Source organism: Pseudomonas sp. FH1 (assembly GCF_000510895.2).
Taxonomy (GTDB): domain Bacteria; phylum Pseudomonadota; class Gammaproteobacteria; order Pseudomonadales; family Pseudomonadaceae; genus Aquipseudomonas; species Aquipseudomonas azotoformans_A.
Genome location: NZ_AOHM01000058.1, coordinates 70,013 through 83,254 on the forward strand (window position 1 = coordinate 70,013; position 13,242 = coordinate 83,254).

Annotated in this window: 9 protein-coding genes; 4 read left to right on the plus strand and 5 right to left on the minus strand. The window is 60.3% G+C overall.

Features of this window, described 5'->3' with window-relative positions; genetic code table 11:
• Nucleotides 1-11: 11 nt before the first annotated feature.
• Nucleotides 12-803 carry a CPBP family intramembrane glutamic endopeptidase gene (locus H096_RS18220; protein WP_033900594.1) on the minus strand — a complete coding sequence of 264 codons (792 nt, stop codon included), beginning with the start codon at nucleotides 801-803 and terminating at the stop codon, nucleotides 12-14.
• A 408-nt stretch (nucleotides 804-1,211) separates the two neighbouring features.
• On the opposite strand from H096_RS18220, the gene H096_RS18225 reads away from it, so the two are divergent.
• Nucleotides 1,212-2,072, plus strand: a complete 861-nt coding sequence (locus tag H096_RS18225) for a DMT family transporter (protein WP_033900595.1) — start codon at nucleotides 1,212-1,214, stop codon at nucleotides 2,070-2,072.
• 34 nt (nucleotides 2,073-2,106) lie between these two features.
• On the opposite strand, the gene H096_RS18230 is transcribed toward H096_RS18225, so the two are convergent.
• Both H096_RS18230 and H096_RS18235 read right to left on the minus strand, forming a co-directional pair.
• On the minus strand, nucleotides 2,107-2,994 hold the full coding sequence (locus H096_RS18230; protein WP_033900597.1) for a DMT family transporter: 888 nt from the start codon (nucleotides 2,992-2,994) through the stop codon (nucleotides 2,107-2,109).
• Between the two features lie 52 nt (nucleotides 2,995-3,046).
• Nucleotides 3,047-4,672, minus strand: a complete 1,626-nt coding sequence (locus tag H096_RS18235; protein ID WP_033900598.1) for a methyl-accepting chemotaxis protein — start codon at nucleotides 4,670-4,672, stop codon at nucleotides 3,047-3,049.
• 389 nt (nucleotides 4,673-5,061) lie between these two features.
• Here H096_RS18235 and aceK point away from each other — a divergent pair, with 389 nt between their 5' ends.
• A complete protein-coding gene (gene aceK, locus H096_RS18240; RefSeq protein WP_033900599.1) occupies nucleotides 5,062-6,780 on the plus strand; it encodes a bifunctional isocitrate dehydrogenase kinase/phosphatase in 1,719 nt (572 codons plus the stop codon).
• A 25-nt stretch (nucleotides 6,781-6,805) separates the two neighbouring features.
• On the opposite strand, the gene H096_RS18245 is transcribed toward aceK, so the two are convergent.
• Nucleotides 6,806-7,393: a hypothetical protein gene (locus H096_RS18245; RefSeq protein ID WP_033900601.1), complete on the minus strand. Its 588-nt coding sequence runs from the start codon at nucleotides 7,391-7,393 to the stop codon at nucleotides 6,806-6,808.
• A 51-nt stretch (nucleotides 7,394-7,444) separates the two neighbouring features.
• Nucleotides 7,445-7,699, minus strand: coding sequence for a hypothetical protein (locus H096_RS33975; RefSeq protein WP_156487839.1), 255 nt, complete (start codon nucleotides 7,697-7,699; stop codon nucleotides 7,445-7,447).
• A gap of 280 nt (nucleotides 7,700-7,979) precedes the next feature.
• Between H096_RS33975 and hrpA the strand changes: the two genes are divergently transcribed.
• Together hrpA and H096_RS18255 are read left to right on the plus strand one after the other, a co-directional pair.
• The gene (hrpA, locus tag H096_RS18250; RefSeq protein ID WP_033900602.1) at nucleotides 7,980-11,891 is read left to right on the plus strand and encodes an ATP-dependent RNA helicase HrpA; all 3,912 of its coding nucleotides are present in this window, start codon (nucleotides 7,980-7,982) and stop codon (nucleotides 11,889-11,891) included.
• A 217-nt stretch (nucleotides 11,892-12,108) separates the two neighbouring features.
• On the plus strand, nucleotides 12,109-13,230 hold the full coding sequence (locus H096_RS18255) for a beta-ketoacyl-ACP synthase III (protein ID WP_033900604.1): 1,122 nt from the start codon (nucleotides 12,109-12,111) through the stop codon (nucleotides 13,228-13,230).
• The last annotated feature ends 12 nt before the right edge of the window (nucleotides 13,231-13,242 follow it).

Sequence of the window (13,242 nt, forward strand, 5' to 3'; positions counted from 1 at the left end):
TTTTGCAACAATCAACCGGCGAGCATCGGGTAGGTAAACAAGCCGAAGTGAAGCAGATTCAAACCAAAGTGCGTGGCCACTGCCGCACCCAGGCCACCAAAGCGATACGCCAGGCCATACCCCACCCCGGCGATGCTCGCCAGCAACACCCAGTGCCAGCCCGCGCCGAGGTGCACCAGGCCGAACAATAGCGAGGCCAGCAGCAGTGCGAGGTTTTCGCCATAGGGCAGGTGTTTGAAGCGCCGGCTCAAGCCGCCCTGGACATAACCCCGGAACAGCGCTTCTTCCACCAGGGTCACCAGCAGCAGGTTATTCAGCACCCATAGCCAGGCCTGTTCCGGCCATTTCGGCGCCCAGCTGATCATCCCCAGCAAGGCGGCACCGCCCAAGGCCGCGATGGCGGTGAGCGTCAAGGCCAGGGCGGTCACGCAGATCGACAGGCGCAGCGAACGCCGCGCCACGATCCACGGGCAGGCCAGCAACAGCCAGAAGCCGATCAGCGGTTTGTCCTGGTTCAGGTACATCGAGAAGGGCACAGCATCGTCGGTGAGCCGTTGCGGGGCAATACCGCGCCCGTTGTAGAAACCCGGCAACCAATGCATCGCCAGGCTCAGGGCCAAGACGATAAACAACCCGTGACCCAGGTAGCGCGCCCAGGGCGTGCGTTGCTGGCGTACGGCGTAACCGGCGATCAGCAACAGGGCGACGGACACCCCCGCCAGCACCCCCAGTTGTCCGTAGATCAAGGCCAGCAGATAGCCGATGGAAAGAAGCGCCAGGTACAGCCAGGGCAATGCGATCATGGGGAATCCTTGGAAAAACCTGGGCAGCATTATAGCGACCCGTCCTATAGGGCCCACATGAAAACTCCTCCATTCAGGGTGATTGCAAAACCTGTCACCGGCTGGTTATAGTCCGAGCCTCTTTATCCCTTCACACAAGATCAGCCCATGCCAGCTCGCCAGCGCACAGCGGTAGTCGATTCAGCGGTCAACGCTGCGGTCGTGCCGTGCGGGGACAAGCAGCCTGCGCAGATCAGTCACTACCCCCCACCTGTCCGTAGCACGCCGGTGTACGCAGTCGTATCACCGCCGGGTGTTGGCATTTCGGGCTGACCAGCTGATGGCTGTTCCCGTCTGCCCGCCTGAAAAAACCTACTGAGTTTCAGCGTCTGCTGAATTGGCTTTTTTGCCTGATGACAGGTGGTATCCATGTCTGTTCTTTCGAAACAATCCGTGGCCGCGGCGGCCTCGACGAGCCTGTTTGTCCTGCTGTGGAGCAGCGGGGCGATCTTCTCCAAATGGGGCCTGGCCCACGCGTCACCCTTTGCGTTTCTGTTGATCCGCTTTGCCATCGCCCTTGTGGGCTTGGTGATCCTGATACCGATCCTCAAGTTGAAACTGCCGCGTCCCGGCAAGCCCATGCGGTACGCGGCGGCAACCGGGTTGGTGCTGCTGGGGGCTTATCAGATTTTCTATCTGCTGGCCCTGGACCTCAACGTCACCCCCGGCGTGATGGCGACCCTCATGGGTGTGCAGCCGATCCTCACCGTAGTGTTGATGGAGCGCCAGCGTTCGCTGAGCCGGCTGTTTGGCCTGGCGCTGGGGTTGGCGGGGCTGATCATGGTGGTCTACCAGGGTATCGGTTTGTCCGGCATGTCGTTGGCGGGGATGCTGTTCGGGTTATTGGCGCTGGCCAGCATGACCTTCGGCTCGATCATGCAGAAGCGCATCACCGACAACCCCCTGGGCACGTTGCCGGTGCAGTACCTGGCAGGGTTGCTGCTGTGTTCGGTGTTCGTACCGTTCCAACCGTTCCACTTCGAGCACGCCAGCGGTTTCTACCTGCCGGTGCTGTGGATGGGGGTGGTGGTGTCGTTGCTGGCCACCTTGTTGCTGTACCGCCTGATCGCCCGGGGTAACCTGGTGAATGTCACCAGCCTGTTTTACCTGGTGCCAGCGGTGACGGCGGTGATGGATTACCTGATCTTCGGTAACCGGCTCGCGATGTTGAGCCTGCTGGGGATGGGGTTGATCATCATCGGCTTGGCCTTCGTTTTCCGTAAAGCCTGATACAACTCCCCTGTAGGCGTCCACTAGCGGGCGCCTACAGGGTTTTTTTCGGCCGCAACACCAGCCACAACGCCCCGGCAATCAACACCCCGCCATACAGATGCGCCATCGACAACGGCTCATCCAGCAACAGTGCGCCCCACAGTACGCCGAACGGCGGGATCATGAAGGTCACGGTCATCGACTTCACTGGCCCGATGGACGTCAGCAGGCGGAAGTAAAGAATGTAGGCAAACGCCGTACACACCAGCCCCAAGCCCAGCAACGACAACCATACCTGCCACCCACCCCAACTCGCGGGCGGCTGGCTGATCGCGCTGTAGGCGAAGAACGGTAACAGGAACAGCGTTGCACCGAGCATGCTGCCCAGGGCCGACAGGCGACTGTCCAAGCCGCCGCGCTGATCCAGCCAGCGTCGCGCGAGGAACCCGGCAAAGCCATAACAGGTGGTCGCTAGCAAGCAGGCCAGCGCGCCCATCAACAATTCCAGGTCAAACGCCACCGGCCCGGCGCGGGTCAGTACACCCACACCGAACAAGCCCAGGCACACGCCGGCAATTTTTGACGGCGTCAGGCGTTCGCTGAAAAACAGCCCGCCGATCAACACGCCCATCAGTGGCGTGGTGGCGTTGAAGATCGCCGAGTAACCCGCCGGCAACACCTGGGCCGCCACCGAGTACATGGTCGCCGGGATCCCGGAGTTGATCACGCCCAATAGCAACACCGTCTTGAACTTGCCCTGGAAATCCCAGCTCACGCGCATCATCGCCAAAATCACCAGCAACCCGGCGGCGGCAATCGACACGCGGAAAAACGCCGTCGGCACCGTGCCGATCTCCGGCGCGATGATGCGCATAAACAAGAAACTCGCCCCCCAAATGGCAGCAAGCCCCAGCAAATACAGGCTATCGACAGGTCTCACGCAACACTCCTACCTCAATAAGCCCGCGAGTGTTGCATGACATTTCCAATGATTACAGGACAAACCGCGTCACCAGCCCATTCAGGTCCACCGCCAGGCGCGACAGTTCCTGGCTGGCCGCCGACGTCTGGGTGGCGCCGGCGGCTGTCTGGGTCGACAGGTCGCGGATGTTCACCAGGCTGCGGTCTACATCTCGCGCTACCAGCGCCTGCTGTTCGGCGGCGCTGGCGATCACCAGGTTGCGCTGGCTGATTTGTGAGATGGCTGCGGTGATTTTCTCTAGGGCAGTGCCGGCGCTATTGGCCCGTTGCAGGGTCTGGCCGGCATGCTCGGCGCTGCTGTTCAAGGCTTCGACGGTATCTTGGGTGCCCTGCTGGATACCGGTGATCATCTGCTCGATTTCTTCAGTGGAATCCTGGGTGCGCTGCGCCAGGGAGCGCACTTCATCGGCGACAACGGCAAAACCACGGCCGGCTTCGCCCGCGCGGGCGGCTTCAATGGCGGCGTTGAGCGCCAGCAGGTTGGTCTGCCCGGCGATGCCACGGATCACTTCCAGCACCTTGCTGATGTCCTGGGCCTGTACTGCCAGGCCTTCGGCTTTGTTTGAAGCACCGAGTACTTCGTCTACCAGGTTCTGGATCGAGCTGATGGTTTCGCTGATCTGGTAGTGGCCGTGCTTGCTGTCCTCGTCGGAGGCCTGGGACGCCTCGGCGCTGGACACCGCATTGCCCGCCACTTCGTCCACGGCCGCGCTCATTTCGGTCACGGCGGTGGCGGCCTGCTCGATCTCGTCGTTCTGCGCTTGCAGCCCTCGGGTGCTTTGTTCCATCACCGAACTCATCTCTTCGGCCGCAGAAGCCAACTGCTGCGCCGACTCGCTGATGCCACGGATGGTGCCTTGCAACTGCGCTTGCATGGTGGCCAACGCCGTGAGCAATTGCGCGGGTTCGTCCTTGCCGCTGACGGCGATCGGCTGGCTCAAGTCGCCGCCGGCAATGGTGCGTGCCACGTTCAGGGCCTGGCCGAGCGGGGCGGTGATGCTGCGGGTCAGCAGCCAGGCCAGCAGCAAGGTGGCGATCAGCGCGAACACGATGATCGAACCGACGATCCACTGCGCGCTGGAATAGGTTTGCGCGGCGGAGTCCACGGCGGTCTCCACACCGCTCTGGTTGAAGGTGATCATGTCCTCCAGGCTTTTGTTGAGGATCACGCCCTGTGGCGCCAGGCGGCTGTTGAGCAGGTCGATGGCGTCCTGTTGCTGATCTTTGTCCACCAGGGCAACGATCTGTGCGACGAGGGTCAGGTAGGCATTCACGTTACCTTCGAGCTGCTTGAGCATTTCGCGCTCTTCATCGCCGCTGAGCAGGGTTTTGTGATGGTCAAGCAAGGTTTGCAGCTCGGTGCGCTGGCGGGTGATCAGGGCTTTGCTGTTGTCGCGGATCCGCGATTCGTCGGTGGTTGCCAGGCGCAACGCCTCCAGGCGGATACTGGCCACGAAGGCCGCGCTGTCGTGGATGTTCTCGATGCTCGGCATCCACGATTCTTCGATGACCAGTGCGCTCTGCCGCAACTTGGCCATCTGGCCCAGCCCAAACATCCCGACGATCACCAGCAAGCTGGCCAAAACCCCAAAACTCAGACTGGCACGCAGACCGATCCTCATGTTCCTCAATGACATCTCAATGCTCCTTGGGCGATTAGAACCTGTTCCCGGATCGGTCTTTGGACCTTGTTAGGGTGGGAGAGGGCGCGCTATATATCAAAGTGCCATCAGCGTGGTAATCAGGGTTTCCCTTAGTTGGATCCAAAGCGCTGAGCGGAGATCGGGCCCGGCGTTGTGCGAGGTTTTTCGGCATCGACCTGGCAAGCCCCGCCGTTGCAGGCGTGCGGGAAAAGCGCAGTGCGACTTTTGGGTACGTTTATTGACCGGATGGTCGAATTAAAAAAATTGAAAATAAATGTACGAAATGAACGAAGTTGTACAAGGCAGTGCAAGAAATGACCCTTCTCCTGTTCTCGTACACTGGCTAAGCTCAGGGCTTCCAGATGCCCGTAGAGGTTTCCCGCATGTCGCAATCCGCCCTCGCTGTCGCCCGGATGATCCTCGATGGCTTCGACGATTACCGTGAGCACTTCCGCCAAATCACCGATGGCGCCCGCGAGCGTTTTGAAAAGGCCCAGTGGCAGCAGGGGCAGGCGGCGTCGGCGGCGCGCATCAACCTCTATGAAGAAAAGGTCAGCGAAGTGATTGCGCGTTTGCGCAGCAGCTTTGATGACGGCGCATTACTCGATGTTGACCAGTGGCCCGTGGTGAAAAGCGCCTACATCGGGCTGATCGACCTGCGTTTCGACGATGAGCTGTCCGAGACCTGGTACAACTCGATCTTCTGCGGTCTGTTCAGCCACGACCTGATCAGCGACGGCTGCATGTTCATCCACACCACCCGGCCCAGCCTGCGCCGGGCACGGGCCGCGCAGACGCGTACCTACACGCCTGCCGGGAAAATCCCGGAAATGCTCGCGCAGATCTTTGCCGACTACCGTTTCAGCGAGCCTTACGCCGACCTGGCCGGCGACCTGCGCCGCCTCGAGACCCAACTGCGGGAAAACCTGCCGGACTGGGTGTGCAAGGACCCGGACCTCAAGGTCGAGCTGTTTTCCTCGGTGCTCTACCGCAATAAAGGCGCCTACCTTGTAGGACGTATCTACACCCGCGACGAACAATGGCCACTGGTGATCCCACTGCTGCACCGTGAAGGGCAGGGCATCCAGATCGACGCACTGATCACCGACGAAGCCGACGTGTCGATCATCTTCTCGTTTACCCGTTCCTACTTCATGGTGGATGTGCCGGTGCCGGCGGAATTCATCGGTTTTCTCAAGCGCATCCTGCCGGGCAAGCACATCGCTGAGCTGTACACCTCCATCGGTTTCTACAAGCACGGCAAGTCAGAGTTCTACCGCGCCTTGATCAACCACCTGGCGACCACCGACGATCAATTCATCATGGCCCCCGGCGTGCGTGGCATGGTCATGAGCGTGTTCACGCTGCCGGGTTTCAACACGGTGTTCAAGATCATCAAGGACCGCTTTTCACCGTCGAAAAACGTCAACCGCGCCACCGTGATCGAGAAGTACCGGCTGGTCAAAAGCGTCGACCGGGTCGGGCGCATGGCTGATACCCAGGAGTTCGCCGACTTCCGTTTTCCCCTGAGCAAATTCGAGCCCGAATGCCTGGCCGAATTGCTGGAAGTCGCCGCCGGCACCGTCGAAGTCGAAGGCGACAGCGTGCTGATCCGCCACTGCTGGACCGAACGACGCATGACCCCGCTCAACCTCTACCTCGACAACGCCAACCCCGCCCAAGTGCGCGAAGCCCTGGAAGACTACGGCCTGGCGATCAAGCAACTGGCGGCCGCGAATATCTTCCCCGGCGACATGCTGCTGAAGAACTTCGGCGTCACCCGTCACGGCCGCGTGGTGTTCTACGACTACGATGAGATCTGCTTTCTCACCGAGGCCAACTTTCGCCACATCCCCGCGCCGCGTACCCCCGAAGATGAAATGGCTTCCGAGCCCTGGTACTCCATTGGACCGCTGGATGTATTTCCCGAGGAGTTCCCGCCGTTCCTGTTTGCCGATGCTGGCCAGCGCAAGTTGTTCGACGAGCTGCATGGCGAGTTGTACAACGCCGATTACTGGAAAGGGCTGCAGGAGGCGATTCGCGCCGGCAAGGTGATTGATGTGTTTCCTTACCGGCGCAAGGAGCGCGATCACTGTTCTTGAACTTGATTTACGGACCGATCTGTCTTCAGAAAACACCCAATTGGCTTTTGGTCGACTTCACGCCGATTTTTTCCAAGTAATCCTGTGCGGGCCTCATGTTCTCCTTTGTGGGGAGGTAATGGCCCGAGGTATTGGATAGGTGAGTTCTCCCTGTCATGGTTTGCTTTAAATAGCCGGCACTGACGATGTTATTCGACTGTCCGGCACCGACGCCTAGTTCGGCGGTGGCGGGGTGGGATATCATTTTTGGCGCTACGTCTTTACTGATGTTGGCGATCGCCATCTGTCCGTCTCTCGTCACGACAAACTTGGTAATCGTATTCGGTGTCTTAGCGATGTTCAGATCCTCTGGCTTTTTTACGTTTGTCACCGTTGCCGTGCGGGTTCGGGGGTTTGTAGCCCATCCCGCCAAATGCAGCTCAGCGTCCAGATCTCTCTCCTTGGTATTGGGTAGCTTCGGATAGTCCTTGGCGGCGTAGGACGACCCAGAGGGGTGTGAGGTCCAGGACCCGGTTGTCGATTGGGATGTAGGTGCAATGTCCTGGTATTTGTTGGCGTAACTATGAAAGTTTTGGGTGGATGCGTTGTAGTAGCGGCTGGAGTCAATGGGCATAAGAGTTCCTCGGGCGTCAAAGGCGATATCAATCAGGTTTTTGCCATTGAGTTACAGGCTGCTCATGAAATTCATGCCGCGTACTGCCTGACTGGTCGTGTGGAAATTCGAGATTCGATTGGCCGTCAAATTGGTGGGCGGTGTCGACGCGCTCTGCGGGGCTGCGTTGGACGACGGCTTTTCTGTGTAGGCGGGCGGGAACTCATATTTGGGCGGTGGTTGCGACGCTGCCGAGCGCGGTTGGGCCTGCATGGATACAGAGTAGCTGGGTAGATAAGGTTGGCTGTTTGTCGAATCGATAGGCATAAAAGCTCCGGTTTCATGAACGATACAGCGATCTGCCAATGGCTTCTGGCAGGTTGATTTGGCCCTGCGTACGTCACTCAAACCATCGGATTTGCATGGTGAGATGGTCGGATGAGCGACTTTCTCTCGTAAGAAATATGTTCATTCACAGGCGCGACGAGGCCAGTCACTGACTGAACATCTCCAGAAATGTAGAAATCTGCGACAATCGCCCCTCGTTTTTTCCATCCACCGTTATGCAGGCGCGCCCTGCCTCACCCAGAAGACCTTTGCCACCCTGATGACCGACCAAGCGCCCACTATCGACCAACTGCTCAAGACCCTCGATCACGCTATGCTCGCCGACCGCCACCGCTTGCGGCGGCAGTTGCTTGAGCTGCGCAAGAAGCCCGACGAGGAAAAGCTGGCGCAGTGGGTTGCGCGCATGCAGGCGTCTTGCGCCCAGGTCACGGCGCGTCGTGCCAGCGTGCCGGTGATCCGTTATGACGACAGCCTGCCGATTGCGGCCAAGCGTGATGAGATCAAAGAGGCGCTGAACAAGCACCAGGTGCTGATCATTGCCGGTGAGACCGGCTCGGGTAAGACCACCCAGTTGCCGAAGATCTGCCTGGAAATCGGTCGTGGCCAATTCGGCCTGATCGGTCACACCCAGCCACGGCGAATTGCGGCACGCAGCGTTGCCAGTCGGGTGGCCGAGGAGTTGGCCACGCCGTTGGGCGCGTTGGTCGGCTATCAGGTACGTTTTGAAGACCAGAGCGATTCCAATACCCTGATCAAGCTGATGACCGACGGCATCCTGCTGGCGGAAACCCAGAACGATCGCTACCTGGAACGCTACGACACGATCATCGTCGATGAAGCGCACGAACGCAGCCTGAACATCGACTTCCTGCTGGGCTACCTGAAGACCCTGCTGCCGCGTCGTCCGGACCTCAAAGTCATCATCACTTCGGCAACCATCGACCTGGAGCGGTTTTCCAAGCATTTCGATGACGCGCCGATTGTCGAAGTCTCGGGCCGTACCTTCCCGGTCGACACCTGGTATCGCCCGCTGACCCTGGAGCAGGACGAGGAGGGCAACCGCGTCGAGGATGACTTGACCGTTGACCAGGCGATCCTCGCCACACTCGATGAAATCGCCGCCTATGAGCGCAGCGAGCGGCGCAGCCCTGGCGATGTGCTGGTGTTCCTGCCCGGCGAGCGCGAGATTCGCGACGCCGCCGACATGCTGCGCAAGGCCCAGCTCAAGCACACCGAAATCCTGCCGCTGTATGCGCGGCTATCGCCGGCCGAACAGCAGCGCATCTTCCAGTCCCATCCGGGCCGGCGCGTGGTGCTGGCGACCAACGTCGCGGAAACCTCGCTGACCGTGCCGGGCATTCGTTATGTGATCGACAGCGGCACCGCTCGCATCAGCCGCTACAGCTACCGCGCCAAGGTGCAGCGCCTGCCGATCGAGGCGATTTCCCAGGCCAGCGCCAACCAGCGTAAAGGCCGTTGCGGCCGTGTTGAACCGGGCATCTGCATTCGCTTGTACAGTGAAGAGGATTTTATCGGGCGTCCGGAATTTACCGACCCCGAGATCCTGCGCACCAACCTCGCGGCCGTGATCTTGCAGATGCTGCACCTGCGTCTCGGCGAGATCACCGATTTCCCGTTTATCGAGCCGCCGGACGGCAAGGCCATCAGCGACGGTTTCAACTTGCTGCAAGAGCTGTCGGCGGTGGACCGCAACAGTCAGCTCACGCCATTGGGCCGTCAGTTGGCGCGCCTGCCGGTGGACCCGCGCATGGGCCGCATGCTGCTGGAAGCCGCCAAGCTCGGCAGCTTGCAGGAAGTACTGATCGTCGCCAGCGCCATGTCGATCCAGGACCCGCGCGAGCGTCCGCCGGAGCGTCAACAGGCCGCCGACCAGGCGCACGCGCAATGGAAGGATCCGGATTCGGATTTCGCTGGGCTCGTCAATCTATGGCGCGGCTTTGAAGAGCAGCGCCAGGAACTGACAGCGAGCCCGTTGCGCAACTGGTGCCGCAAGAACTTCCTCAACTACCTGCGTTTGCGCGAGTGGCGCGACTCCCATCGCCAGTTGAGCCTGATCTGCCGCGACATGCAGCTGACCGTCAATAAAGAGCCGGCGGATTTCCCGAAACTGCACAAGGCGGTGCTGTCCGGCCTGCTCAGCCAGATCGGCCAGAAAACCGAAGACGGCGATTACCTCGGCGCACGCCAGCGCCGTTTCTGGATTCACCCGTCCTCGGGCATCGGCAAGAAGCGTCCGCAATGGCTGATGACCGCCGAGCTGGTGGAAACCACCAAGCTGTATGCGCGCATGGTCGCCAAGATCGACGCCGACTGGATCGAGCCGCTGGCCGGGCATTTGATCAAGAAAAACCACTTCGAACCCCATTGGGAGAAGAAGCGTGGCCAGGTGGTAGCTTTTGAGCAGATCACCCTGTTCGGGCTGATTGTGGTCGGGCGTCGCCCGGTGCATTACGGGCCGATTGACCCGGTGGTGTCTCGCGAGTTGTTTATCCGCGAAGGCCTGGTGCGTGGCGAGATCCAGTCGCGAGCCAAGTGCCTCACGGCCAACCAGCAACTGCTGGAGCAACTCGACGAACTGGAAGCCAAGGCGCGCCGTCGCGACATCCTGGCGGACGAAGAAACCCTGTTCGCCTTCTACGACGCGCGGTTGCCGGCGGAGATCCACCAGACCGCGACCTTCGACAGCTGGTACAAGGTCAACAGCCAGAAAGACCCGCAACTGCTGATCATGCGCGAAGAGGACGTACTGGCCCGTGAGGCCAGTGAAGTCACTGCCGCGCATTATCCGGATACCCTGCACCTGGGCGACCTGGAACTGGCACTAAGTTACCACTTCGAACCCAACCACCCGCGTGACGGTGTGACCCTGCGCGTGCCGGCGCCGCTTTTGCCAGCGTTGCCGCCAGAGCGCCTGGAATGGCTGGTGCCGGGGGTGATCGAAGCCAAGTGCATTGCCTTGGTGCGTAACCTGCCCAAAGCGCTGCGCAAGAACTTCGTGCCGGTGCCGGACTTCGTAAAGGCTGCGCTGCAACGCATCGAGTTTGGCCAGGGCTCGTTGCCTCAGGCGCTGGGCCGCGAATTGCTGCGCATGACCGGGGCGCGGGTCAGCGATGAAGCCTGGGCCGAAGCCGCGCAGCAGGTCGAAAGCCACCTGAAGATGAACCTGGAGGTGGTCGATGGCCAAGGCAAGTTCCTCGGCGAAGGTCGCGACCTGGCCGAACTGACGGCACGTTTTGCCGAGGCCAGCCAGGCCGCGCTGGCCGTGCCACAAACCGCGAAAAGCCAACAGCCGGTGGAAGCCAAGGTGTTTGCCGCGGTGGCGGAAAAGACTCAACAGAAGATCGCCGGGCTGTCGATGACGGTGTATCCGGCGTTGGTGGAAGAAAACGGCACGGTCAAGGAAGGGCGTTTCTCCACGGCTGCCGAGGCGGAGTTCCAGCATCGCCGCGCGTTGCAGCGTTTGCTGATGCAACAACTGGCGGAACCGGCGAAATTCCTGCGTGGCAAATTGCCGGGCCTGACCGAACTGGGTCTGATGTATCGCGAATTGGGCCGCATCGATGCGCTGGTGGAAGACATCCTGCTGGCCAGCCTCGACACCTGTGTACTCGAAGGCGAAGCCAACCTGCCGCGTGATGGCGCGGGCCTGGCCGCCTTGGCCGAGCGTAAGCGCGGCAGTTGGACCGAACACGCCGAGCGCCTGGCGCGCTTGACCCTCGATGTGCTGAAACTGTGGCACGGCCTGCAAAAGCGCTTCAAAGGCAAGATTGACCTCGCCCAGGCCGTGGCCCTGAACGACATCAAGCAGCAACTGAGCTACCTGGTGTACCCCGGTTTCGTGCGGGAAACCCCGGCGCAGTGGTTCAAGGAATTGCCGCGTTACCTCAAGGCCATCGAGTTGCGCCTGGAGAAACTGCCAAGCCAGGTGCAAAAGGATCGGGTGTGGAGCGGCGAACTGGCCGGTTTGTGGACGCAGTACGAAAACCGCCTGAAAAAGCATGCCCAGGAAGGCAAGCGCGACCCTCAGCTGGAGCTCTATCGCTGGTGGCTGGAGGAATATCGCGTGTCGTTGTTTGGCCAGCAACTGGGCACCAAAGTACCGATTTCCGACAAGCGTTTGAGCAAGCAATGGAGCTTGGTGGAGTCCTGATCGCTATCTGGGAATTTGGCGCTTATCTGGCATATGGCGCCAAATCCCTGGGTTTGTGGCAAACTTCGCGCCTATAAATGCCGGGATCGTCGTGAAGGGCTACGACGCGATGGAATAAAGCGATGCCAGTTTGATGTCCGCTGGGCGGGATCGAACTACTTATAGTTTGGTACGACGGTACCAATATCTTCTGCCTGACAGATTTAGAGGAACGACCGTGCATAACGTCGTCATCAGCGGCACTGGCCTGTACACCCCGGCCAACAGCATCTCCAATGAAGAGCTGGTGCAGTCTTTCAATGCCTACGTGCATCAGTTCAACAGCAACAACGCCGCCGCCATCGAGCGCGGTGACGTGCAGCCGCTAACCGAATCCAGTGCAGCCTTTATCGAAAAAGCCTCGGGTATCAAGAGCCGTTTCGTGATGGACAAGGACGGCATTCTCGACCCGCAGCGCATGGCTCCACGCCTGCCCGAGCGCAGCAACGACGAATGGTCGGTGCTCTGCCAGATGGCCGTCGGTGCCGCCGAACAGGCCCTGCAACGCGCCGGCAAGACCGCCGCCGACATCGACGGTGTGATTGTCGCGTGCTCCAACCTACAGCGTGCCTACCCGGCCATCGCCATTGAAGTCCAGGAAGCCCTGGGTATCCAAGGTTTTGGTTTTGACATGAACGTGGCGTGTTCTTCGGCCACCTTCGGCATCCAGAACGCCGCCAACAGCATCCAACTGGGCCAGGCGCGGGCGATTTTGATGGTCAACCCGGAAGTCTGCACCGGCCACCTGAATTTCCGCGACCGTGACAGCCACTTCATCTTTGGTGACGCGGCCACTGCCGTGGTCCTGGAGCGCGCCGACCTGGCGACTTCCGAGCATCAGTTCGATGTGGTGAGCACCAAGCTGCTGACCAAGTTCTCGAATAACATCCGCAACAACTTCGGTTTCCTCAACCGCACGGCGGAAGAAGGCATCGGCGCGCCCGACAAGCTGTTCGTGCAGGAAGGCCGCAAGGTATTCCGCGATGTGTGCCCGATGGTGGCCGAGCTGATCGGCGTGCATTTGCAAGAAAACCAGCTGAACGTAGCTGATGTGAAGCGCTTCTGGCTGCATCAGGCCAACCTGAGCATGAACCACCTGATCGTGAAGAAACTGCTGGGCCGCGAAGCCTCGGTGGAAGAAGCGCCGGTGATCCTCGATACTTACGCCAATACCAGCTCGGCGGGCTCTGTCATTGCATTCCACAAATACCAGGATGATTTGACCAAGGGCTCCGTGGCGGTACTCAGCTCGTTTGGCGCGGGCTATTCGATCGGCAGCGTGATCCTGCGCAAACGCTAAGACAATCGAGGT

Bases quoted from the DNA above. Each gene is read 5' to 3' on its own strand.
- H096_RS18235 (WP_033900598.1), bottom strand. From the start codon at position 4,672: ATGTCATTGAGGAACATGAGGATCGGTCTGCGTGCCAGTCTGAGTTTT.
- aceK (WP_033900599.1), top strand. From the start codon at position 5,062: ATGTCGCAATCCGCCCTCGCTGTCGCCCGGATGATCCTCGATGGCTTC.
- H096_RS33975 (WP_156487839.1), bottom strand. From the start codon at position 7,699: ATGCCTATCGATTCGACAAACAGCCAACCTTATCTACCCAGCTACTCT.
- H096_RS18245 (WP_033900601.1), bottom strand. From the start codon at position 7,393: ATGCCCATTGACTCCAGCCGCTACTACAACGCATCCACCCAAAACTTT.
- H096_RS18220 (WP_033900594.1), bottom strand. From the start codon at position 803: ATGATCGCATTGCCCTGGCTGTACCTGGCGCTTCTTTCCATCGGCTAT.
- hrpA (WP_033900602.1), top strand. From the start codon at position 7,980: ATGACCGACCAAGCGCCCACTATCGACCAACTGCTCAAGACCCTCGAT.
- H096_RS18225 (WP_033900595.1), top strand. From the start codon at position 1,212: ATGTCTGTTCTTTCGAAACAATCCGTGGCCGCGGCGGCCTCGACGAGC.